General features: G+C 47.9%; 16 protein-coding genes. 6 read left to right on the top strand and 10 right to left on the bottom strand.

Annotated elements, in window-relative coordinates:
* The first annotated feature begins 42 nt into the window (after positions 1-42).
* The 4 genes from IC229_RS16870 to IC229_RS16885 all read left to right on the top strand — a co-directional run bounded on the left by IC229_RS16870 (position 43) and on the right by IC229_RS16885 (position 5,343).
* A complete protein-coding gene (locus IC229_RS16870) occupies positions 43-1,305 on the top strand; it encodes a hypothetical protein (protein ID WP_190888179.1) in 1,263 nt (420 codons plus the stop codon).
* A gap of 124 nt (positions 1,306-1,429) precedes the next feature.
* A complete protein-coding gene (locus IC229_RS16875) occupies positions 1,430-2,236 on the top strand; it encodes a helix-turn-helix domain-containing protein (RefSeq protein WP_190888180.1) in 807 nt (268 codons plus the stop codon).
* Positions 2,237-2,375: 139 nt separating this feature from the next.
* Positions 2,376-3,809: an alpha/beta fold hydrolase gene (locus IC229_RS16880; RefSeq protein WP_190888181.1), complete on the top strand. Its 1,434-nt coding sequence runs from the start codon at positions 2,376-2,378 to the stop codon at positions 3,807-3,809.
* 148 nt (positions 3,810-3,957) lie between these two features.
* On the top strand, positions 3,958-5,343 hold the full coding sequence (locus IC229_RS16885) for a hypothetical protein (protein WP_190888182.1): 1,386 nt from the start codon (positions 3,958-3,960) through the stop codon (positions 5,341-5,343).
* Between the two features lie 62 nt (positions 5,344-5,405).
* Here the strand turns inward: IC229_RS16885 and IC229_RS16890 are convergent, their stop codons facing one another.
* From IC229_RS16890 to IC229_RS35750, 5 genes are all read right to left on the bottom strand, one after another.
* Positions 5,406-8,084 (bottom strand): permease prefix domain 2-containing transporter, encoded by a 2,679-nt coding sequence (locus tag IC229_RS16890; protein WP_190888183.1) that lies wholly within the window; start codon positions 8,082-8,084, stop codon positions 5,406-5,408.
* A gap of 46 nt (positions 8,085-8,130) precedes the next feature.
* On the bottom strand, positions 8,131-10,737 hold the full coding sequence (locus tag IC229_RS16895) for an ABC transporter permease (protein WP_190888184.1): 2,607 nt from the start codon (positions 10,735-10,737) through the stop codon (positions 8,131-8,133).
* Positions 10,738-10,788: 51 nt separating this feature from the next.
* Complete coding sequence (locus IC229_RS16900; RefSeq protein WP_223834038.1) at positions 10,789-13,419, bottom strand: ABC transporter permease; 2,631 nt, start codon at positions 13,417-13,419, stop codon at positions 10,789-10,791.
* Between the two features lie 63 nt (positions 13,420-13,482).
* Positions 13,483-13,818, bottom strand: coding sequence for a PadR family transcriptional regulator (locus tag IC229_RS16905; protein ID WP_190888186.1), 336 nt, complete (start codon positions 13,816-13,818; stop codon positions 13,483-13,485).
* 93 nt (positions 13,819-13,911) lie between these two features.
* Entirely contained in the window at positions 13,912-14,034 is a 123-nt protein-coding gene (locus IC229_RS35750) for a hypothetical protein (protein ID WP_262893396.1), read from the bottom strand.
* A 363-nt stretch (positions 14,035-14,397) separates the two neighbouring features.
* Between IC229_RS35750 and IC229_RS16910 the strand changes: the two genes are divergently transcribed.
* Positions 14,398-15,207, top strand: a complete 810-nt coding sequence (locus IC229_RS16910; RefSeq protein ID WP_190888187.1) for an OstA-like protein — start codon at positions 14,398-14,400, stop codon at positions 15,205-15,207.
* An 87-nt stretch (positions 15,208-15,294) separates the two neighbouring features.
* Here the strand turns inward: IC229_RS16910 and IC229_RS16915 are convergent, their stop codons facing one another.
* The 5 genes from IC229_RS16915 to IC229_RS16935 form a co-directional block, all read right to left on the bottom strand.
* Complete coding sequence (locus IC229_RS16915) at positions 15,295-17,922, bottom strand: ABC transporter permease (protein ID WP_223834039.1); 2,628 nt, start codon at positions 17,920-17,922, stop codon at positions 15,295-15,297.
* Positions 17,923-17,997: 75 nt separating this feature from the next.
* Positions 17,998-20,634 (bottom strand): ABC transporter permease, encoded by a 2,637-nt coding sequence (locus IC229_RS16920; RefSeq protein ID WP_190888188.1) that lies wholly within the window; start codon positions 20,632-20,634, stop codon positions 17,998-18,000.
* A 64-nt stretch (positions 20,635-20,698) separates the two neighbouring features.
* Positions 20,699-21,067, bottom strand: coding sequence for a hypothetical protein (locus IC229_RS16925; RefSeq protein WP_190888189.1), 369 nt, complete (start codon positions 21,065-21,067; stop codon positions 20,699-20,701).
* A 21-nt stretch (positions 21,068-21,088) separates the two neighbouring features.
* A complete protein-coding gene (locus tag IC229_RS16930; protein WP_190888190.1) occupies positions 21,089-23,749 on the bottom strand; it encodes an ABC transporter permease in 2,661 nt (886 codons plus the stop codon).
* 115 nt (positions 23,750-23,864) lie between these two features.
* Positions 23,865-24,203 carry a PadR family transcriptional regulator gene (locus IC229_RS16935; protein WP_190888191.1) on the bottom strand — a complete coding sequence of 113 codons (339 nt, stop codon included), beginning with the start codon at positions 24,201-24,203 and terminating at the stop codon, positions 23,865-23,867.
* Between the two features lie 182 nt (positions 24,204-24,385).
* Here IC229_RS16935 and IC229_RS16940 point away from each other — a divergent pair, with 182 nt between their 5' ends.
* Positions 24,386-25,183 carry a helix-turn-helix domain-containing protein gene (locus tag IC229_RS16940; protein ID WP_190888192.1) on the top strand — a complete coding sequence of 266 codons (798 nt, stop codon included), beginning with the start codon at positions 24,386-24,388 and terminating at the stop codon, positions 25,181-25,183.
* Positions 25,184-25,209: the final 26 nt, after the last annotated feature.

The raw sequence follows: 25,209 nt of genomic DNA on the forward strand, positions 1-25,209 counted from the left end.
TCCTAATCCAAGTTTTTTCAAGTTGTATCATACTGATTGACAATGGTTTCTGAATCGACAGATCTACTTCGCTGCAAACAACTGATTGAGAAGAAACTTGATTGGGGAACGAGCGACACCTGGGCAGGCGCCGACTTTGAGAATCTCCAGCAACGGATTCTGGACGAAACGGGCGTTTCGCTCAGCGCCAGTACGCTACGTCGAATCTGGGGGCGGGTCGATTACCAGCATTTACCCAGCGGCACTACGCTCAATACGTTGGCGCAATTTGCTGGTTACGCTGATTGGCGGCAGTTCGTTCGGTCGCAGGATGTTAGCGACGAATCATCAATACAAACTGTACCGGAAAAGACAGTTGAACGTAGCATTAACTGGAGTCGATTAGGCTGGATTGCGGGCGTGGTGGTCGTGATCGCCTTACTGGGAATTGTGGCTTTTGAGCAGAAGAATCCTCAGATCGACGCCGTTCAATACCAGTTTAGCAGTAAGCCACTGACCCGCACGATTCCGAACTCGGTTATTTTCACCTACGATGCGTCGGCTTCACCAACCGATTCGGTCTACATTCAGCAATCCTGGGATCAAACCCGTCGGGACGTAGTGGCCAGAGATGGACACACGCATACGTCGATGTATTACGAACCCGGTTTTTATCGCGCCAAACTGGTTGTTGGTCATGAGGTTGTGAAAGAACATTCACTGCTGATTCCTACCAATGGCTGGGTAGGCATGATCAACACAAAATCTGTTCCGATCTATTTGAAGCAAACCGAATTTTTAGGCAAGAAAGAACTGCGACTACCCATTGCTAAAATTCAGGAGAAAAACGTACCGCTACAGCCAGAGGCACCCCTAGTGAAGTACTTCAATGTCGGCAATTTCGATCCCGTACCGGTAACAGATTTTGCCTTTAGTTGCGATATAAAGAATGAATATGGTGAAGGAGCTGCAACCTGTCAACATTCCTGGATTGCCCTGATGACCAACGGAATGCCAATCGCAATTCCGCTTTCGACAAAAGGCTGTGTATCTGAACTCATGATGATGGACGGTGCGCGGGGTGTTTCGGGGAAAAATACGGACCTGTCCGGACTAGGAGTAGATTTTACAAACTGGGTTCACGTAAACTGCCGAAGCGACGGCAGAAAACTGATTATTTCAGTCAATAACAACGTAAAGTACTCGGCACCGTTACCTACCCAAAAAATGGAAATCGTTGGCCTCGCCTACGGTTTTCGGGGAACGGGTGCGGTAAAAAGCGTTACGTTAATTTCAAGTGGCAAAAAGGTTTTCGGAGATTTTTGAATAACGTTACGTATCGGAGTCGTTACGTCTATGTATTGTTATAACATGGACGTTTGTTTGTAGAGACAAGGCATGCCTTGTCTCTACAAACAAACATTGACCAGTTCCCGCTAACTTTAAGTTGATGACGGAGATTTTCGATAATATCAGAAAGCTGTATCGCTTCTACGTTCCTGACAACGAACTGGCGGAATACATTGAGTTTTTCTCCGAATCGTCGGCACCGGAAACGTATCGCTACGTTGCAGGGAATCACTTCACCGTGAAGATGTTCCCAAGCTGGACACCTACATGTTACATGAATCTGGGCGAGACGTATCAGCTTTCAGTCGGCGTGAAAAAGCATCTGATTCAAAAAGATACAGACGTACTGATTCTGCGAAACACAATTGTGGAGCGCCATAATTTGCCCACTGATTCCATATTCACCATCAAGTTTTTTCCGGGTGGTCTGGAAGCGATTCTGGGTGTCAATCAGGTGCAATTCAAAGATCGGGTTGTCAATCTGGCAACGATTTTACCCGTTACGTTAATTCAGCGCGTGAAACAACTGGGTACGTTTGAGGAACGTATCGAACTACTTCAGCACTATTTTTTGAGCCGATACTACCAGCAGAAAAAGGCCGACCACTACCGACAATTCGTCTCGACGACCATTGGTACGTTCGATGAGAGCGGTATGGTGTTAAATGCGGGTCAACTTGCTGATCAACTGTTTGCTACGTCGAAAACCATCAATCGCTATTTTCACCGGGTTATCGGCACTCCGCCCAAACAATACCTGTCGATGGTCAGAACCCGCGCTGCCCTAATATGCTACGTTGCTCACAAAGACCAATTCTTTCCCGAAGATTACGGCTACTACGACATGAGCCATTTCTACAAGGACGTAGTGAAGTTTACGGGTAAAAAGTTACGGGAATCGCTGTGACCTAATCTGTAATCGTAGGTTTCCTGGCCAACTGTGTAGATGCAGACTGGATAGTAGCGGCTATCTGGTTGAAATTGTCCGTTTTTTACTAAAATCTACGCCAGGAATCCGATTGTTTTGCCTCAAAAAGCAAACGCCAATGAACAGATCGTCAACACTTGCCGTACTCACTATTCTCTTTTTTATATTTCTCACGCCAGCCCGGAGCCAGCCGGGTACAGTTCGTCAATTGGAATCCTGTCCATGTCAGGTCAAAACAGATAGCAGTTTCCGTACTCGTTGCGCGTATCTAATTGTGCCAGAAAACCGAAAAAAGAAGAACGGGAAAACCATCAAACTGCCGTTCATGCTGGTAGAAAGCAAAAATCCCAATAAGAAAAAAGATCCACTACTGTTTACCGCAGGTGGGCCGGGCGGCAGTTCGCTGGGTTGGGCAAGAGGTGCAAGCCAATCCCCACTTATCAATGATCGCGATTGTATTGCCTTCGAGCAGCGTGGTACTCATTTCGCGGTGCCAAACTTGTGGAGCAATGAGCTCTCTGAAGCTATCAGTGCGTCCTATCGCAAAAATCTGGATAAAGATAGTATGGTGGTGGTGGGTGTAAAGCGCTATAAAAAAGCCCTGGAGGCTAAAGGAATTGACCTGGCCGGATACAATACCGACGAAACCGTGTCGGATATTCACGATCTGCTCGCAACGCTACGTATCGATTCCGTTAATCTAACCGGAGGCTCCTATAGTGGAGGACTCATGACAGCTGTACTTCAGCGAGATCCGTCGCGGATTCGGTCGCTCATTTTAGATTCACCACTTCCGACTTTTGTTCCAATCGATGAAGACGAGCCGGCTAATTTTGCCGAAGCACTGAACGTACTGTTTCGTAACGTAGCGAGCGATTCGACAGATAAAGCGCGTTACGGTAATCTGAAAGCAAAATTCGAGCAGTATTTTACAGCTATTGACGGCAAAAAATTTACATTGCCTTACGTAGCAAAAGGGGAAAAGGATACGCTACGTATCGAGTACACACGTAGCGATTTGCTGGATATTCTGGTCAATACGTCGATGAAGGATGTGCCGTATGCGATTACAGAACTGATTAAAGGCAACCACGACCAGTACATACGGCCATTTCTGGTACATAAACTCGAACGAAATAATGGTCCTTCGGGAATGCGTATTTCCGTGTATTGCGCTGATCAGACGGCATATCATAGCGAGAAAGTACTTCAACAACTCTACGATATCTATCCTTACCTAAAAGGGTATCACATCAACGATGTGTACAGAGCCATGTGCGATTGCTGGAACGTACCGCCCATAAAACCCGAAACCAAACAACCATTTTACTCCTCGAAACCCGCTCTCTTGGCCGATGGCGAAATGGACAATGCCTGCCGCCCACTTTACATCGACAAGATTCATCACTACATGCCCAACAGCCAGCGGATACTGTTCAAAAATCGAGCTCACGGCGTTGGCGGTCGCGACTGGAACCTGTTCACCCAACAGTTTCTGAACAATCCGTACCAGAAACTAACATCTGATAAAGCCGAGATTGTGGTGTATTGAACGTAGGTAAGGACAAGGCATGCCTTGTCTCTACTGCAACTGCTGTTTTTATACCGTTTACTCATTCTAAGTTTCCGTTATTGGTAATACCCACGTACCTCAATAGCTTCGTAGCCAGTTAGATATCCTCATCTTTAATCTAAAAGCTATGAACCTGCTATACCGTTTCAGCGGCTTAATCTTTTCCGTTTTATGGATACAAACCAGCCTTCTATTAGCTCAGGGCAATTACGTAGTCAACACCAGTAACAATTCCGACTCCGGAATCTATGGTAACTTCAACGTACTGGTGGGGCCAGGCGCGGGAAGCAGCGGCAGCATGACTGGATTAACGAACACGATGGTAGGCTATCAGGCGGGGCAGGCTAACACGACGGGAGATGCAAACGTATTTACTGGTACCTGGGCGGGGCAGGCTAACACTACCGGAGATTACAATGTATTTACCGGTTATTATGCTGGATACGCCAACACTACAGGTGGTTACAATGTGTTTACTGGCATTAGTGCTGGGTCTGCCAATACCACAGGTGGAGGTAATACGTTCATAGGCAGTAATGCAGGGCGTGCCAACACTACGGGTGGTTTTAATTTGTTCAGTGGCTATGGAGCAGGCTACTCCAACAGCACAGGTGAGTATAACGTATTTAGTGGTACTAATGCGGGCTGGTATAATACGACGGGTGGTTCTAATACGTTTACCGGCTCTTTTGCAGGAAATTCCAACACCGCAGGAAATAACAATGTATTCAGCGGTAGTCAGTCTGGGTGGAATAACACCACAGGGTCGAATAATATCTTTATGGGCTTTTGGGCAGGTTATTATAACACGACTGGCAATAACAACATTCTGATAGGCCCTTTTTCGGGAACAGCCATCACCACCGGCAACGATAACGTATTAATGGGCTACAACAGTCAGGCCGAAGATGGACTTCGCAATGCTACAGCCATTGGCGCTAACAGTCGCGTGTCCATCAGTAATGCAGTGATTCTGGGTAATCAGGCTAACGTAGGGATTGGTACGTCAGCGCCCAACACCCGACTGGAAGTCGTGAGTGAGTCCGCCGATGATAGCGGGTTACGGCTGAGTCACCTCACCAGCCAGAGCAAACCTACCCAATCAACCGATCATTTTCTAACCGTAAATGAGAAAGGCGACGTAGTAAAAGCTCGCTATCAACTACGTATCACTAGCGCCAATGAGTGGAGCGATCATGTTTTTGCCCCTACCTATTCACTACGTCCTTTATCGTCGGTGGCATCCTATATTGGTCAGCATGGGCATTTGCCAGACGTACCTTCGGCGGAGCAGGTGGCCCGGGAAGGCGTCGATTTAGCCCAACTGAATGCTACGTTGTTAAAGAAAATCGAGGAACTGACGCTATACAGTATTGCGCTGGAAAGAGCAAATCGGGAGCAGAAAGAGGCTAATCAGCACCTGGCTCAGCAACAGCAGCAAACCGCTGAGCAACAACAGGCAGAAATTAATCACTTAAAAGTATTAGTCAGCAAGCTTCTGGAGAAGAAATAACGTAGCATAGGGCATAGGGTAACACCTGCACCTACCCTATGCCCAACAACCTCTGCACTATGCTATTCCGAACGTAGCGATTTTACCGGATTGACCAACGCTGCTTTAATGGCCTGATAACTAACGGTGGCCAGGGCAATGACGATAGCTAATGAACCGGCTACGGCGAAAAACCACCATTCGATGTCGATGTGATAGGCAAATTCGCTCAACCACCGATTCATCGCCCACCAGGCTAGCGGAAAAGCAATACCATTGGCAATCAGTACCAGCTTTAGGAAATCTTTGGATAGGAGGGCAGTCAGATTGAAAATGCTGGCTCCCAGGACTTTCCGCACACCGATTTCTTTGATACGTTGTTCAGCCGCATACGTAGCAAGACCGAACAAGCCTAAACAGGCGATGAAAATGGTGGCCAGGGCAGTCCAGATGAGCAGCGTTTCCCGACGTTGATCTTCGGCGTAGAAACGAGCCAGTTGTTCGTCAAGAAAGTGATATTCGAGGATGTGAGTTGGATCAATTTTTGTCAATACTTCATTCATTTTCGCCAGCGTTCCCGGAATATCCTTGCCCTCCACGCGTGAAGTATAATAATCAATCGGATAGACCGGGTTGTTCTGATACGCCAGTACCATAGGCCCAATTTTTTCCCGTATCGACTGAAAATGAAAATCACTGACGATTCCAATTACCCGGGCATGAAACGTCTGGCCGGTGCTGAGCGGACTGTAACTTCCGCCCATAGCACGTTCAGGAATTTCAACTAACTGCCCCGATACGTTGGTAATGTTCAGTAGTTTTGCGGCTGTTTCGTTGAGGATAATGGAAGAGGAATCACTGGTATTCATGAAGTTACGACCTTTCAAAAGGCGCACTTCGAAGGTTTTTGCAAAGTTTTCATCGACACCCAGCAGGTACGAAATTTTATGTTCGTCGGCATTCCCTTCTGGTCGGATTTTTATCGTCGAAATGGTTTTCCATTCACCGGGTACTCGCGATGTGGTCGATACGTTCTTTACTGTCGGAATTTTACTGAATTCTGCCTTGATGGTTTCGGCACCGCTTCTGATTTTCGCGGAGTTTATATCGACCACCAACAGCAGTTCTTTGTTGAAACCCAGGTTTTTGGAGTTAGCAAAGCGTATCTGCTGAAACAGAACGATGGTCGTAATAATCATCACCACCGAAATCGTAAACTGAAAAACAACCAGTCCTTTCCGCAACGATAAATCGCCTTTGTTCTGAAGTTTAAGATTTTTCAGCAGCGATAACAGACTGAATTTTGACAACAAAAGCGAAGGGTAACTGCCCGACAGTATCCCGGTGAAAGCGAGCGCGAGTAAGGCATAGAGCCAAATCCGGTAATCGGTGCTGAAACCAAGCGAAAGCTGTTTATTCGTGAACTCGTTAAAAGCCGGCAGCAACAGATTGACAACCACAATCGCCAACAGGAATGATACTGCGGTTACCACCATCGATTCGGTCAGGAATTGTTTGACGAGATGGCTCTGGAATGCGCCATTGGCTTTCCGAATGCCAATTTCTTTCGACCGGTTCGACGCTCTGGCCGTCGTCAAATTCATGTAGTTGATGCAGGCAATCAGCAGGACGAAAAGAGCAACAACTGCAAATATTTTAACGTAGAGCAAAACGCCTTTGCCCATCTCGGCTACGTTGGAGTTTCGGGCGCCATCCACAATGTTTTCAGAATACAGATGGATATCGGCCAGCGGTTGCAGACTATAACTCATGGTATTGCCCACATCCAGTTTGGCGTTCGCATTGAGTAACTGGGTGATTTTTCGGGCTGCTACGTCTAAATTGGCTTTTTCTTTCAACAGAAAAAACGTCATGAAATTTTGAGACGCCCAATTGGATGTCCATTCGGCGAAATCTGCGTCGTGAAGGAGCGTTTCCTCTGAAATAATTGAGTTGAAATCAAAGCTTGAGTTACGGGGATGATTTTTCAGAACAGCCGTAATTTTCAGCGGTTTATCCATGCTCTCCAGACTGATGTTTTTGCCAGTCACCTGAGACGTATTGAATAAGCGTTGGGCTAATTCTTCAACAATAACAATGGTATTTGGCTCTTTCAGGGCCGACTTACTACTGCCGTCTACCGTCTCGAAATCAAACACTTCCATCATACCACTATTCGCAAAAGCAATGGTTTCCTGAAACGTATTTTTGTTTTCGGGATTTGTCAGATTAGCACGCCCGGTTCGGACAATGCGGGCCGTATTCTCAATTTCGCCAATGTTTTTCTTCGATTCTTCGGAAACTTTATAACTAGATGCCGCAATGGTGAGGTCCTCGGTTGGACCCTTCTTATGCTGAATAGCCCGGTAAATTCGCCTTGACTGACTGTGTTGCTGATCGAAGGTTAGCTCATCGAACAGATAGAGCCCAATCAGCAAAAAGCACGTAACACCAAAGGTTAGGCCTGCTACGTTCAGGGTGGTGTAAAGTTTGTTCCGGGTAAGGGTTCGGAAGGTGATTTTGAGATAATTACGTATCATGATTGCATTAGTAGGGTTTGGAAACTCAGTAGGTTTTCGTCGTATAAACTCCGGTCGTACATAGGCCAGTACGTCGAGCCAGTAGCGTCGTCGAGCGCGTTTCTCGCCCAGCTGATTTGCCCGCACCACGTAGCGTTCGTGCAAATCGCCCAGCACTTCCTCGTGCAGGTGAGGAGCGCAGAACAGACGTAGCAAACGGTCGGCGAATTTAGGCGGTTGCATGGGTTTGTGATTTGTAGAGACAAGGCATGCCTTGTCTCTACGTAGGTTATTCGGAACGTAACGATTTTACGGGGTTTACTAAGGCGGCTTTTAGGCTTTGGAAACTGACGGTCAGCAACGTAATGAAAAGAGCGCCCGCCCCTGTTCCCGCAAAAATCCACCACGATAACTCCGTGCGGTATTGGTATTTCTGGAGCCAGTTTCCCAGGAAATACCAGGCGATGGGGGCGGCTATGCAAAATGCAATAATGATCAGTACCACAAAGTCTTTCGAGAGCAGGCTCCACACGTTGAGTATTGACGCGCCCAGCACTTTTCGGACGCCAATCTCTTTGGTACGTTGCTCCGCTACGTAGGATGCCAGTCCGAACAGGCCCAGGCAACTGATGAAAATAGCGAGAACTGCAAAGAAGGATGCCAACGTACCGATACGTTCCTCGACCGCAAATTTTTTCGCGTATTCCTGATCGGCAAACTTGTAATCGAAGAGGGTAGAAGGTGCATATTTCTGGTAAATGGCGCCGATTTTACTGACGGCTTCGCTGGCGTTCAGGTTAGGATTGATGCGAATATTGACAAAATTGCTCGGGAAACGGCTGATGTAAAAAAGTGTTTGACGGGCGGGTTCGTAGGGCGACTCCATCACCATGTCTTTAATAACCCCAACGATTTTGTACCGCAAATCGCCTTCGCGGATGATTTTACCGACGGGCTCTTTCAAGCCCATAAACTTGGCAGCTGCTTCGTTAATGACCATCGCTGTAGAGTCGGTGCCAAATTTTTTTGAGAAATCGCGTCCTTCTTTAAATTGCCAGCCAATCGTTTTTCCGAAGTCATGAGTTACGCCGATGACGGCAAAATCGGGTTGTTGATCCGGGTCTTTACCGTCCCAGTCGAACCCGCCATTTACCGTCCAGATGCCTGTTAACGGACTTTCCGATTCTGCTATTTCCGAAACAGCTCCCGATTGAATCAACTCGGCCCGGAACGCATCGAAATGATTGTGAATCTCAGGAGTGGTTGTTTGTACATAAAGTAATCCACTTCGACTATAGCCAATGGGTCGATTTTTGGCAAACTGAATCTGTCGAAACACAATGATCGTCCCGATTATCAGCGTAACGGAAACGGTGAACTGCACCACGACCAGAACCTGTCGGGGTAGCGAGGCAAACCGACCAACCCGAAAGGTTCCTTTCAAGACTTTCAGGGGCTGAAAAGCGGATAGGTACAAGGCCGGATAACTACCGGCAATCAGGCCGGTAAGCAACGTAAAGCCAATACCCAGCAGCCAGAAAACGGGCGTTGACCAAAGAAGAGTCATCTGTTTGGCCGCTACCTCGTTGAAGTAAGGCAGAATCAGTTGCACCAGCACTAAAGCCAAGCCGAACGCAATACATACAACCAGTAAGGATTCGCTCATAAACTGGCTAATCAATTGCATACGAACCGAACCGACGGCTTTCCGAATACCAACTTCTTTGGCGCGTTTTTCACTACGTGCCGTACTCAGATTCATGAAATTGATGCAGGCCAGCAGCAACACAAACACGCCAATAATCCCGAAAAGCCAGACGAACTGAATTTGTCCGCCAACGTTAACCCCATTTTTAAACTCCGAATACAGATGCCAATTGCGCATGGGCTGAAGGAAAATTTCGGGTTTGAATTTGGCTTGTTCCTTCCCTGCATTAGCTAGTTTAGCGTCCTTAATTTTCGCCGAAACCTGATCCAAATCAACCTTGTCTGCAAGCTGAACATAGATTTGAAATGAATTATTATCCCACTTCTGCTGCGAGTTTTTTACCCAATCCCGAATCGCCACATTCACCTGCCAGGGAACCATATACTCCAGGTTGTTGAACCGGGTATTATAAGGCAAATCTTCGTACACTCCCGTAACTTTCACTGCGAACTGATTATCAATTTTTATCAGTTTGCCCAATGGATCGGCAGTACCAAAAAACGCCCTGGCTACCGATTCAGAAATCATGATGGAATAGGGTTCCTGTAATCCTGATTTAGTGCCTTTCAGCATCTTCAGAGAAAACATATCGGGGGCTTCTGGCTCGATATAATTCCCAACTCGCCAGAATTTTTTATTGCCAAACGACAGTAAGTGCCCTTCTGCCCAGGAAGACAACACTACGTGTTTGAAATTATCGCCATACTTTGTGCGTAATTCTGCCGCCAGCGGAATGGGAATAGCGGCAAACGTGGATGTATTTCCGTTGATGGTTTGAGTTTGCATGACCTGAGCAATCCGGTCGTAGTTTTTGTGATACGTATCGAAAGTCAGTTCATCATAAATCCACAAACCGATGAGCATCGCCACGGCCATCCCGACCGCCAAACCACCAATGTTAATAAAGGAATACCCTTTCTGTCGGGCCAGATTTCGGAACGCGATTTTTAGATAATTACGTAGCATGGTCATATTGGTTGGGTTTGGGTATTCTTGAGGTCGTCGTTTTATAAATTCAGGTCTGATATAAGCCGCTACGTCGAGCCAGTAGCGTTTTCGGGCTTTCGCTACGCCTGATCGCTTGGCCCGCACAACGTAGCGTTCGTGCAAATCGCCCAGCACCTCCTCGTGCAGGTGAGGGGCGCAGAACAGACGTAGCAGACGGTCGGCCAGGCGGGGTGGGGTCATGGTTTTATTGGTTTGTTTGTAGAGACAAGGCATGCCTTGTCTCTACGTAGGTTATTCGGAACGTAACGATTTCACGGGGTTCACCAACGCGGCTTTGATGCTTTGGAAACTGACGGTCAGCAACGTAATGAAAAGAGCACCCACACCGGAGGCTGCGAAAATCCACCATGATAGCTCCGTTCGATACGTATACTTTTCGAGCCAACCGCTTAGGAAAGAATAGGCGACAGGCGTTGCAATGGCAAAACTTATAATGACCAGTAGTAAAAAGTCTTTAGAAAGTAATACCCACAAGTTCGCCACCGACGCGCCCAGCACTTTTCGGACGCCAATCTCTTTGGTACGTTGTTCTGCTACGTAGGATGCCAGTCCGAACAGCCCCAGGCAGCTGATGAAAATGGCCAGAATGGCGAAGAATCCAGCCAGTTTACCGATACGTTCCTCGGCGGCAAATTTCAGGGCGTATTCCTGATCAGCAAATTGGTACTCGAAAGGAGCCGTTGGAATAAGCTTTTTGAAAACCGCTTCGATTTTGGGCAACGCTTCACTGGCACTGACAGTTGGGTTAATTTTGATATTGATATGGTTGGTGCCACCGTGCGCCCGAATCATAAAAATGGTGGGAACAATCGGGTCGTAGGGCGATTCCATGACCATGTTTTTGATAACGCCCAGGATTTGATAGGTCATGAGCGGTCGTTCGCGAAATTGCCAGGTAACCGTCTCGCCAATTGGATTCTTTAAGCCCATATACTTGACAGCCGCTTCGTTGATCACCATCCCGGACGAATCGGAGATATTGTTTCGGGAGAAATCGCGCCCTTTCAAAAACTGCCAGCCTACCGTTTTGCCAAATTCGGGTGTTATGGCCAGCGTTCCGAAACTGTTTTCTTGGGAAGGGGTTTTTCCTTTCCAGGTGAAGCCGTCATTGCCCGACCATACTTCCGTTACTTTCCCCATCGACTCCGCCATTTCCGACACCATTCCCGTACGTTGGAGCTCGCTACGTAGTAGTTCATGCTTCCCGTAAAAATCGCCGGATTTCATAGCGACCAACAACAACCCATCGCGTGTGTAGCCGACTGGTCGGTTTTTCGCAAATTGAATCTGACGGTAAACGATTATTGTCCCGATAATCAGCGTGACGGAAACGGTGAACTGAACAACGACCAGTACTTTGCGGGGAACCGACGCAAACCGACCAACTCGAAAGGTGCCTTTGAGGACTTTAACCGGTTGAAACGATGATAGATACAAAGCCGGATAACTACCGGCCAGAAGACCCGTTACACTAATAAATCCAAGACAGGCCAGCCAGAACCACAGATTGCTCCAGGGCATCGCGATTTGCTTGGCAGCCACATCGTTAAACCAGGGCAAGGCAACCATAGCCAGCAGCAGAGCCAGCATAAAAGCCAGAATGACAACAAGGTAAGACTCGCTAAAGAACTGATTAACTAATTGACGACGTATCGACCCGACAGCTTTGCGAACGCCCACTTCTTTGGCTCGTTTCTCGCTACGTGCCGTACTCAGATTCATGAAATTGATACAGGCCAGCAGCAATACAAAAGCGCCAATCGTACCAATCAGATAGAGCAACTGCATTGGGCCGTTATCGATCACTCCTCGTTTGTAATTGTGCAGATGCCAGTCGCGCATGGGCAGCAAAAAGACTTCTGGTTTAAGCCTGGCTTGTTCCGGGAAATTGGCCAGGTTCTTCATTTCAGCATTTTTGATTGCTGCCGATACCGTTTCAAAATTAGAATTTGGGTTTATTTCGGCGTAGATTTTCAGAAAATGGTTCTGCCAATCGGTCATGGCCTTTTCTTTCATCCACGGATTATCAGACACCCACAAAGCAAACGGTGCCAGAAACTTAACATCTTTGAATTGCGTGTTCAGGGGTAAATCTTCGTAAACGCCCGTCACTTTTACGTCAAGTTTGTTATTGATTTTCATCGCCTGATTGACAGGGTCGATGTTGCCGAAAATCGCCTGAGCTGTCGACTCGGAAAGCAAAATGGAATTTGGATCTTTCAAACCCGCTCGTGAGCCGTACACCATCTTCAGAGTCAGCATTTCAGGTGCCTCTGCTTCTATAAAAATCCCTTTTCGAGACACCTTATTCTCGCCCGCCGACAATACGTTATCGACATTCCAGGACGCCATGACAAGGTGCTTGAAATGGTCTTTATAATTCTTTTTTAGCTCCGTACCCAACGGATATTGTACAGAGTTGTTCGTGCCAACGCCATGTTCCCCATATTCAAGGGACTGAACCTGAGCGATTCGGTCATAATGTTCGTGGTACGTATTGAACGACAATTCATCATAAATCCATAGGCCAATGAGCATCGCCACGGCCATCCCGACTGCTAGTCCGCCAATGTTGATCAAGGAATAGGCCTTATGCTTAGCCAGATTTCGGAACGCGATTTTCAAATAATTACGTAGCATAGTCATATTGGTTGGTTTGGGATATTGCTCGGATTTTCTCCGGATAAATTCCGGCCGCACATAGGCCACTACGTCGAGCCAGTAGCGTCGTCGGGCTTTTGCTACGTCTGATCGGTTCACCCGCACCACGTAGCGCTCATGCAAATCGCCCAGTACCTCCTCGTGCAGGTGAGGAGCGCAGAACAGACGTAGCAGACGGTCGGCCAGGCGGGGAGGTTGCATAGGGTTAAGGGCAGAGGCCATGAGATTCGAGCGCGGGCATTTTCACCCAATGCCCCATGCTATTTAACTCCACTCTAGTCGAATATTGGGGAGAATACGGTCCCAGAGACGGTTTCGAACAGCACGTACGTCCTGTAGAATCCGGCCGCCCAGGGCCGTAACGGTAAACAGTCGTTTTCGACGGCCTCCGCGTTCGGCGGTCGCTTCGCCCAGATGAGATGTCAGGTAGCCTTTCTGCTCCAGCCGTTGCAAGGCGGCATGAACAGCTCCGGTGCTGACCGAATTACCCGTTTCGTGTTCGAGTTCTTCAGCAATGATCACAGAATAGGCACCCGGAGACAGCGCGGCTACCGCCAACAGTACAACTTCTTCGAATTCTCCTAAATCGCTACGTCGCATGCACCAGTATCGGGTTAGAAATAAGCAGGTATGGTATATTATCTATTTCGGTATATCAAATGCCCGGCCAAAAAGAAAAAGTGGCTCTCAGACTTAGGGTTGACCTTTTTTGATGAGAGCCTGGTGATACGTATTGTCCAGAAACGGACATTTTTTGTACGTATGTGGACAGACGTAGTGGGGTGGAAATGAGTTATTTTCTGCTACGTGCATCATGGCTGACGATCTCCATAACGTAGCAGTGATTCTTAAGATTGACTTAGGATGATTTTTCGCGGAAACTGTGGTTTACGTAAAAGGTTACAGCGATCAAAAAAACAAGTGGTTGAGTGGCATAGGATTTGTACGAAAAGGACATCGATCTGAACGAGATAAATAGAGCGTAACTGTCTCACTAGAAGTATACTATGTGTATGGCCAGTGTTCATTACTTGCCGTTTTTTGCAGAAAATTTCTTCTCTGGCTACCAATCCGCATACTTTTTGCAGCGAACCCCAATTGCTGCGTCCGTAAACAAACGAATGCGATCTATGACGCTATTAGCGAGCGTCTATCGGTCGAATAGACCGGTTAGTAATCATGAAGGTGTCATATACGAAAATTTGTCTGCTACTGCTGCTGCTCTCGACTAACTACGCCAAAGCGCAGCGATCGGAAAAACGTATTCCCATCCAGATAGTGGCACCTAGAACGGGGACGCTGGTTCGGGCGAATGGGCAAACGCATCGGCAGTACGCGCCGAATGTTACCATTCAGCACATCGGCTTGGGAGGCTCCTGTGATCAAGTGCTTTACAACGATTCCACGAATCAACTGGTGGGTTCGGGACACGTATTTTTCAGACTCGATGACGCTACGGTTATCAGAGCTGACACCATAAAATATCAGGGCGATGAACAACAGGTGTTTTTTCGAGGGCAGGTAACGCTTCAGAATTATGGACTGGTACTCAATACGTCACAGCTCGATTATTCGCGCCAGACGGGCGTTATTCATTATGCGGATAAACCACGTATCGTTGAGGGCCAGCATTTGCTCACCATGCGTGAAGGCCATTATGATCGAGAGAACCGGCAGTTTGCAACTCGATCAGATAGACCACCGATCATTGTCAACCTCAGCCTGGTTCCAGAGCCGGTTAAAAAACCGGTTATTATCGAAACCTACGTAACGCCGGACGTGGAGGCTAAACCCGCTAAAAAGCCGACTGAAACAGGTAAAAAATTTGTAAACGCACCTATCCCAAATTCTGTCACAAGTCAGGATACCCGAAAGATTATTTTGCCGAATGGTAAAGTTCTCCCAGCCAAAACAGCATCCATCCGACCTGCCAGCCGGGTGTTTCGTCCTAGAGCCTTGTCCAGACGAAGACGTTTACCAAATCGGTAGAGACAAGGCATGCCTTGTCTCATGACCGGATGGTTTATGGCTGACACCAAGGAGACAAGGCATGCCTTGTCTCTACACGCCTTACGCCTACTCACTTCGTAAACTCTTGATCGGATTCATCAATGCGGCTTTGGTTGCCTGATAGCCAACGGTCACGAAAGCGATCAGGAACGTTCCGGCGATGGCAATGGCGAATACATCAGCCCCTATGCTGATCTGGAATTGAAAGTTTTTGAGCCAGGCGTTCATGACGTACCAGGCAACGGGCGCGGCCACGATAAAGGCGATCAGAATCAGGCGCGAAAACTCTTTGGCGAAAATCCAGATGATTTGTCCCGTTGTGCTGCCCAGCACTTTTCGAATACCAATCTCTTTAGTTTTCTGTGATGCCATGAACGAAACCAGACCATAAAGGCCCAGACAGCCAATGAAGATGGCCATGGCTGCAAAGGCCTGGATGAGTTTCAGCATCAGGGATTCTGTTTCATAAAATTCCGCAATCTGTTCATCCAGAAATTCGTAATCGTATACCTGATCGGGGTGCATCTCATTCCAGGTTTTATTGAGTCCCGCCAGCGTTTGTTGCGTATTGGCCAGGTCAATTTTTACCGCATAATAGTCGTAATTATTCATGTCTGAGCCAATGCAAACGGCATTGATAGCCTGGTGAAATGAGAGATCGTGAAAGTCCCTGATTATACCGACAATGGGCCCTTTCAGCCGTCCACCGTTCAGGCTGACCATTTTGCCCAGTAGTTCGTCGGGAGATTTAAGATTGAGTTTCTTGGCAAACATTTCGTTGACGAGAAATTCCTTGACCGAATCGGCAGGGAAAATGTTACGTCCGGCAACTAAATCCAGCTCGAACATGGGAACGTAGTGATCGTCGGCGGCTCGTACGTTGACATTGAAATTCTCCGGTTCGGCTCGATTATCGTAAGTGGGCGAGGTTGTCCAATTGCTGCTCGACGACGGTGCTGCTCTGCAAAGCGATACGTTTTTTACGCCCGAGACTTTGCTGAACCGGTCGGTTAACGTATGCATTGTCTGCGGGTTGGAGCCGGTTGCAATCGGAAGCATCACCACCGCATCCTTGTTGAAACCCAGATCGGATTGTTTGGCGTAACGCATTTGATTCGCAATGACAATCACGCCGATGATCAGCATTTGCGAAATGGCGAACTGCGTAACAATCAACGATCTACGAATATTGAAACCGCCAATATTCTGCTGCGATAATTTCCCTTTAAGCGCCAGCACTGGTTGAAAACGGGCGATGATCAGCCCGGGGTAAGAACCCGAAAAGAAAATAACAAAGAACGTAGCGGCCAGAATAAATAGCGTTAATCGCCAGTCGGTGAGCAGATTGATACGTATCTGCGATTGAAACCATTCGTTCATGTACGGAAGCGTCAGCAGCGATAGTACAATCGCCAGTACGACAGCCGTAATGGTGATGAGTCCGGTTTCGGAAATAAATTGCCAGAAAAGTTGCCCGCGTATGCTACCAAGGACCTTCCGAACGCCCACTTCCTTCGCTCGATTCAGCGCTTGAGCCGTCGCTAGATTGACGAAGTTGACACAAGCTGTGATCATTAAAAACAGTCCAATAAGGCCCAATACCAACAGATTTGTTTTGGTCATAGCACCGCCATATCGTGCATCGAAATGCAGGTCTGCTAATGGCTGAAGCTTGTAGACGTGGACGTTTTTACTTTTGGCCCGATACTTTTTAACATAAGCCGGCAACAAACTTTCGACCCGTGCTGGCGATACGCCCGGCCGAAGTTTTACGTAGCATTGCATGGCGCTCGTGATACCGCCCCAGGCGTCATCGCTGGCGAGCCAATCGTCAAATTGCTTAAGGGTGACATAGGAAACGTAGATTTCCGTTCGACGGTCAGTATTGATCGGGAGGTCTTTCAAAATCCCTGTAACTCGGAAACTTACCTTATTATCAACCCGGAACGTCTTATTAATCGGATTGGTATTCCCAAAATATTTACGAGCTATGCGCTCCGTGAGTATGGCCGTATTGGGTTGCGTCAAAACCGTCGCCTTGTCGCCTTTCAACAAGGGGTAGTTGAAGATGTCAAAGAAGTCCGTTTCGGTAAATGCGACCCCTTCGTCTTCCTTGAATTTTTGAACGTCTTTGCCCGATTCGAGCGTAATCAATACGTCGTCGTAGGTAGCAACGCGGGCCACTTTTTCGCCAAACGTATAATCATTCCGAAAAGATTTTCCCAGCGGTCCGGGTACGCTACGTGAATAATGGACTGTTTCACGGTGCTGTTCAGTGACGAAGCGATAGATACGGTCGGCGTTCGCGTGGAAATTGTCGAAGCTAAGGTGATAGCTTACCAGCGTAAAAATGAGAATGGCGCAGGTCATGCCCAGCGCAAGGCCTGATACGTTAATCGTCGCGTACGATTTGTTCCGGGACAGGTTTCGAAAGGCGATTTTTAAATAATTACGTAGCATAACTGGACTTAGAAAAAAAGGTGTTGTGTACTGTTCATTTGTTTTACGTTGGGCCAGCGGCCGTAGCAATTTCAGCGCACTCAAACTATACCGCCAGTCAGCGCTACGTTGCCCCACCGTCTCGACCCAGTACGCATACAGTTCCAGCAGATCACCCTGCACCTCTTCCGACGTATCAGGATGACTGAACGTCTTTAATAGCCAAGCAGCAAAACGGGGCGGGGGACGTAGCATTGGATATAGTGGGTTGGGAATAGGGCAAAAGGTTGGGGATCAGGATGCCCTATGCCCCAAACCCTGTGCCTCATGCTATTCACTACGTAGTGATTTGACTGGATTCATCAACGCGGCTCTGGTGCTTTGGTAACTCACTGTAAGCATAGCGATGACGGCCATAAGCAGGCCAGTTAAGGCAAATACCCACCAACTGATTTCGGTTTTGAACTCAAAATTTTGCAGCCACTGACTAATTGCATACCAGGCGATGGGCGAGGCTATCACCATGGCAATCAGTACCAGTTTCAGGAAATCTTTGGTCATGAGGGTGATGATGCTAATAACTGACGCGCCCAGTACTTTCCGAACCCCAATCTCTTTGGTACGTTGCTCAGCCGTGAAAGCTGCCAGACCGAATAAACCCAGACAGGCGATCAGAATGGCAATCAGCGTAGAGGTTTCGATGAGCTGTGCCGTACGGGTTTCGTTTTTGTAGGCATCCGCCAGCGTTTTATCCAGAAAATCATAGCCAAACAACTGGTTTGGGAACGTCGCTTTCCAGGACTTTTCGATGGTTGCTAAAGCTGTTTTAATGGCTTCGACCGTTGGAGCCTCGCTCTGGAGCTTGATACCCGCCTGATAAAAGTTGTTCGGTACAACCTGCATCAGTGTCGGGTCTATTTTCTGATGTAATGAATTGACATGGAAGTTTTTAACAACGCCAACGATGGTCGCGAACTGATTCCCATCGCCATAGTAGATTTTCTGTCCAACGGCGGCTTCAGGGCGGCTGATACCCATTCGAGACAGGAAAATCTCGTTGGCAAGCACCTTAAATGCGGCCGATGACGTATCCGTGTCTTTGAGCTTTTCGCCGGCTAGTAACTGAATGCCGTACGTGTCCAGATAATGCGAGTCGCCCATTTTCATCTGGGTCTTGATTTCGATGGGAGTGGCTCCTTTTCGATATTGCATACCCTGCATCCAGTTGCTCTCAGCCGAGGCACTGTTGAACGAGAAACTGACGTCTTTGATCTGGGGCGATTCCTTCAGTTGGGCACGTAGCGTTTGCAGTTTTTCGGGCTCGTTACTGGGTAATCCAATTGTAATGATGGCCGCTTTATTAAAGCCAAGATCCGCGTTTTGGAAAAAAGATAATTGCCGGTTGATAAGCAAAGCGCTGCTAATCAATATCATGGAAATAGTGAACTGCACCACTACTAATCCCTGACGTAACGTAACGCTACGTTCACCGCTGGGGAGTTTATTGTTTTTTAGGGCCCAGATAGGCGGCATTCCGGAGAGTCGGAAAGCAGGATACGTTCCAGCCAGCAGGCTGGTTATACTCGCTAATCCGACTAAAAATGCACCTACTTTCCAGGTAAATAAGTCGGCTATTGTAAGCGGGAGTCCCATCATCGTGGCAATGGACGGAAGGGTTATCCAGGCTAGTATTACCGCCAGCAAAGCAGCCAGAAACGTAATGAGACCCGCTTCGGTCAGGAACTGGTAGATCAGCGATAAGCGATTACTGCCCACCGCTTTTCGAACGCCAATTTCTTTCGCCCGTTTAAGTGCCTGAGCCGTTGTCAGGTTGATGAAATTGATGCAGGCAATCAGCAGCACAAACGCGCCAATCAAGGCCAGCATTCGGAGGAGTTTCGGATTCGCCTGTCGACCGCTGAAATTGAACGAATAGTGAATATCCGACAGCGGATTCAGCGCAAAATGCTGATTCTCAATCGTCTTTGGGTCTTTCTGGTATTTGACCTGAATGGCATGAAACCGTTTCGTCAGTTGTTCGGGTGTAAATCCAGGCTTCAGAAGGGTATAAAGCTGGAAATTATCTCCGAATCCACTCCAGCCATGAGAATCATAGTCAGGTTCCACCCGTTTGAGCGTAGGGAAAGACACCAGTACGTCGAACGGGAAATTCGTGGTTTGGTTGTGATCTTTCAGTACGCCCGATACCTGTAAATCCTGCTTGCTGTCGTAGCGAATGGTTTTTCCGATGACGTTCGCAGTGCCAAAAAACTTGTTGGCATACGACTCCGTGATCACGACCTGATTGGGTTGCGAAAGGGCTGTTTTTGCATTACCCGCAACCCATTGATAATCAAGCAGACTGGAAATGCCCGACCCCACAAAAACGACCTTCTCTTTAAAAATCTCGCCGGTTACCGGTATCGTTAATCCGCGCTGCCATTTATTCATAATGGGCACGACAGCTTCGAATTCAGGCGCTTCGTTAAGTAAAACGACGCCCAGTTCAGTGTAGGTGCCGGGATGCGGCCCTCCATCACTTGCATTAACCGTTTCAACCCGGTAGATTCTGTCTTTTTTGGTTTGCTGCTGGTCGTAACTGGTTTCGTGCAGAATAACCAGAAATACGAGAAGCGCGCAGGCGATTCCGAGGGCTAAGCCGAAGCCATTGATCAGCGCGAACGCTCTGGCATGTTTGATGTTGCGCCAGGCGATTTTTACATACGAACGTAACATAGAAGGACCTAGTAAAAAAGGTGGAGGATATTCATTAGCTGTTTTCGATTTAGCCAGTGGCCGTAACAATTTCAGGGCGCTCAAACTATACCGCCAATCGGCGCTACGTTGCCCCACGGTCTGCACCCAATGATCATATAGTTCGAGCAAGTCACCCTGTACCTCTTCCGACGTATCAGGATGGCCGAACGTTTTCAGCAACCACGTAACAAAGCGGGGCGGGGTTTTCATAGAATTTTGTGTAGAGACAAGGCATGCCTTGTCTCTACGTCGGGGACGGCTATACGTCTCGGAATTAATTTTTTGCCCGTTTTAAAGTGCCATGCAGTTTCGAGCCTTGATACGTTACATTCAAGGAAATGGAGTCACCGTCGGCGTAATATTTGCCGCTGTGCGGAATCGGCTGGTTATCGTCATCGGTAATGCTGAAACTTAAATCCGTTCCGTTAATCTTGCCGTCGTTAATCGGTTTAGACGAGTTTTCTGCAGATGCCTTTCCGGTGAGTTGGCTACCGTTGATGGTGAATTCGTAGGTAACCGGATAGGTATTCCCGTCGGGTAACGTAATAGCTCCCTGCCATTTACCGCCCAAATCGGCCAGGGCTGCGAAACAAATGAATGTTGAGAAAATGAGTAAGGCTGTAACCCGAAATTTACGTTTCATGATACGTATTAGTTTAATGGTTTATTCGCTTCGTAAACTCTTAATTGGATTTGCCAGAGCGGCTTTTACACTTTGAAAGCTAACAGTCAGGAGTGCAATACCAACCGACAAAGCTCCCGCTATGGCGAATACCCACCAGGCGATGTTGATGCGGTAGGCAAAATCCTGTAACCATTGGTCCATCGCGTACCACGCTACGGGCGATGCGATCAGAATGGCAATCAGTACTGGCTTCATGAAGTCTTTCGATAACAGCGCGACAATGCTGGCGACCGATGCGCCCAGCACTTTTCGAACGCCGATTTCTTTGGTACGTTGGTGGGTCGTTAAAGCCGCCAGTCCGAACAGACCCAGACAGGCAATCAGCACAGCCAGCCCTGCGAAAATGCTCACCAATCGGCTAATTCGCTGTTCAGACTGGTAGATGGTGTTGAATCGTTCGTTTAAAAAGGAATACGTAAAAGGGTTGTCTGTCTGCGCTTTCCATCGCTGTTCGATAGTACGTAACAGGCCGGGTATATTGCTCGTCTGAATACGTAACGCCAGTTGACCGACATCGTGGCCATAAAATAGGAGCAGTGGAGCAATACGTTGGCGCATCGATTCGAAATGAAAATCTTTCACCACACCCACAACCGTATAAGTATGTTTACTACCTTCGGTACCATCGCCTACAATAGAAATTTGTTGGCCAATTGGCGATTCGCCCGCCCGATTTTTGAAACCATAGGCCTGAACCGCAGCTTCGTTAATGAGAATGTTCGATTTTTCGGCGGGAGAATCCTTTAAAAAATTACGTCCCTGCGCCAGTTGAATTCCTAACGTAGGCAAATAGTCTTCGTCGATGTAATAGCCTTTTGATCGATGTATGGTTACCTGCGAACCGTTTCGCACCTGAACCCCGTCTACACTCTGGTTGGACAATCCGGCTGGTAAAAAACCTGCACGCGCTATCCTGACGACGGGTGCTAATTTGGATAGTCCTTCTTTAAAAGCATTTACATTTGACCCCAATACGTGTGTATCGTGCAGGACCAGCACCTGCTCTTTGTCGAAACCTACTTTTTTGTTCTGAATGAAACGTAGCTGCTGTGTGGCAACCAGGGTGGCAATGATCATACTAATCGATACCACAAACTGAACAGTCACCAGCGTACTACGTAACCAGCCACTACGTGTGCCGGTCTGTATAACTCCTTTTAGAACTTTTATGGGCCGGAATGAGGACAACACAAAAGCCGGGTAACTGCCCGCCAGCAGCCCGATTAGCAGACAGGCCAGCACAATCCCCGGCAGCATCCAGCCGTCGATGAGCGCGCGGTACGTAAACTGTTTCCCCGCCAGCTCATTAAAGCTTGGCAACAGCAGCAGAACGAGTCCCAACGCCAGCCCCAGTGCCAGGAATGTTACCAGAACAGACTCGGCCAGAAACTGACTGACCAACTGCTTGCGGATGGAACCGAGCACTTTGCGAATACCCACTTCTTTGGAACGCCCTACCGATCCGGCGGTGGATAGATTCATGAAATTGATACACGCCAGGAGGAGAATGAAAAAAGCAATCGCCGAAAAAATATACAGGTATTTAACGTCGCTGTTTGCCTCTAATTCATCATCCAGATTGGACTGCAAATGAATGGACGTAATGGGTTGAAAACGAAAGCTAAAGCCATTGCCTTTCTGTGAAAATTCGGAATAATCAGTTCCGAAGAACTCCTTGATTTCCGAGGCAATGTATTTGCTGGCGAACCCCCGGCTTATCGTTTCCACCTGATTGATGGAGTAGCCATCCCGAACGCGCAGGTACGTGTAGGCACCACTGGCTAACCATTTAGGGCCCGTCTTAACTGACGAAAACGAGCCAAACATATCGTAATGAAAGTGGGTGTTCGACGGCACATCGGCACAAATGCCGGTTACCCGAAATAAACCCAGATGACCTAGAGTTAGCGTTTTGCCAATAGGATCGGCCCGACCAAAATACTTCCGGGCGATTGTTTCGGTCAGCACTAGTGTGTTAGGCTCAACAAGTGCGTTCACCCGGTGACCTTTCAGCATGGGGATTGTAAAAACCGAGAAGAAATTTGAATCCACAAAGGCCACGTGTTCTTCCTTTATAATATCGCGACCGTTTTTGACTAAAAAAGCTCCCTCCTTACGTAGTCGGGTAACGGCTTCCACACCTGGGCAGTCGCGTAGCAAGGCTTGTCCGGCTGGCCCGGGTGCATAAGCCAGTTGAATATCTTTATCATCGATTCGGCCATTCAGCGCCATTCGGTAGATACGGTCGGCATTGGCGTGATACCGGTCATAACTCAGTTCATGCAGCACGAACAGCACAATGAGCAGACAGGTAGCCAGTCCAACCGCCAATCCGATAATGTTAATGGCCGTAAACGCTTTGTGCAGAACAAGGTTTCGCCAAGCGATTTTTAAATAATTACGTATCATTTCAGGACTTAGTAAATGGGGTTGAGGATACTCTTTCGCTATTTTCGATTCGGCCAGCGGTCGCATTAATTTCAGGGCACTCAAACTATATCGCCAATCGGCGCTACGTTGCCCCACCGTCTCAACCCAATGGTCATACAGTTCCAGCAGATCGCCCTGCACTTCCTCCGACGTATCGGGATGACCGAAGGTTTTTAGCAGCCAGGTAGCAAAACGGGGCGGTGGTTTCATAGAGTTTGGTTTGTTCGTATAGACAAGGCATGCCTTGTCTCATAACCGGATGGTTTTTAGGAATACCCGTTCCTGTCGCATAGGAGACAAGGCATGCCTTGTCTATACATGATTTTTATCCCCCCATCAATTGCAAGGTTTGCGGAGGCAGCGCATTCCACAATTCAGTGCGTACCTGTTTAACTTCCTGGAGGGCTCTCCGACCAGCCGACGTAACGGTAAAAAATCGCTTTCGACGTCCCCCACGTTCCGCCGTTGCTCCCCCCATCTGCGAGGATAGAAATCCTTTTTCTTCCAGCCGTTGAAGGGTCGTGTGCACCGTGCTGAACCCGACCGCTCGACCGGTTTTTTGTTCAATTTCCTGCGTGATATTTACGCCGTAGGCACCTTCGTCAAGGATGGCTACGGTTAATAATACCACTTCTTCAAACTCTCCCAGAAAGGCCCTTTTCATGGTTTGTTATTTTATACGATAATGCCGAACAAATGCGGTGCCAATACACAAGAATGCCTTCTGGAACTAATAAGGACTGTTTTTGCTAAATAATGACGAAAGTAACTGTCCGATACTGGACATCACGTGTCCGCAAACCGGACAGGAAAACAGGTGCGTTGGTAAATACGTATCTTTGAGTGATGCATTTCCGACTGTACGATATTGCCCCTGTACTGAAGCCTTTTGTCAAGGAGATTTGCTCGATAGAAAGCGATAAGCCAGCTACTACGTCTCCACCGATCCGGGTATTGCCGGATACCTGCGTGGAGCTTTTCGTGAATATCGGCCAGCCGCAGACAATCGCTTCGCTAGCTGGGAAGATAGCCAATGCCGGAAGATGTTTTGTTACGTCCCGGATGAATCGTTTTATGGACGTTCAGACGCTGAGCAACGTATCATTTGTGTCGGTTTGTTTTTCGGGTGGGAATGCCTATCCATTCTTTCCTGTATCGATGCAAGACATTGCTAATCAGGTTGTTGACTTGCATGACCTGTGGGGGCGTAGTGCCAACGACATGCAGTACTACGTTGAAGAAGCACCGACGATGGCGCAGCGTGTACAATTGATTCAGCAGTATCTGATTCGGCAACTGTCAAAAACTGTTACGTATGACCCAGGCATTACGTATTGTATTGAGCAGATCAGACAGGTACATGGTCAGCTTTCGCTGGAAGAATTAGCCAATCGAGTTGGGATCAGTAATCGACAGTTGGTACGTCGATTTAATCAGTGTATCGGCCTGTCACCCAAAGAGTTTTCTCGAATTACTCTGTTTAAACAGGCGTTGAAGCAACTCAAATCCTACCCTGAATCCAGCCTGACCGAGATCGCTTATGCAAGCGGTTATTACGATCAGTCGCATTTCATCCATGCCTGCCGGGATTATTCGGGTTTAACTCCGCGCCAGTTGCTATCGGCGAACTACATTTTGTGCTGATGTCCGATTTTTACAATTACGATAGC

The sequence above is a fragment of the Spirosoma profusum genome, from assembly GCF_014699005.1.
Lineage (GTDB): Bacteria > Bacteroidota > Bacteroidia > Cytophagales > Spirosomataceae > Spirosoma > Spirosoma profusum.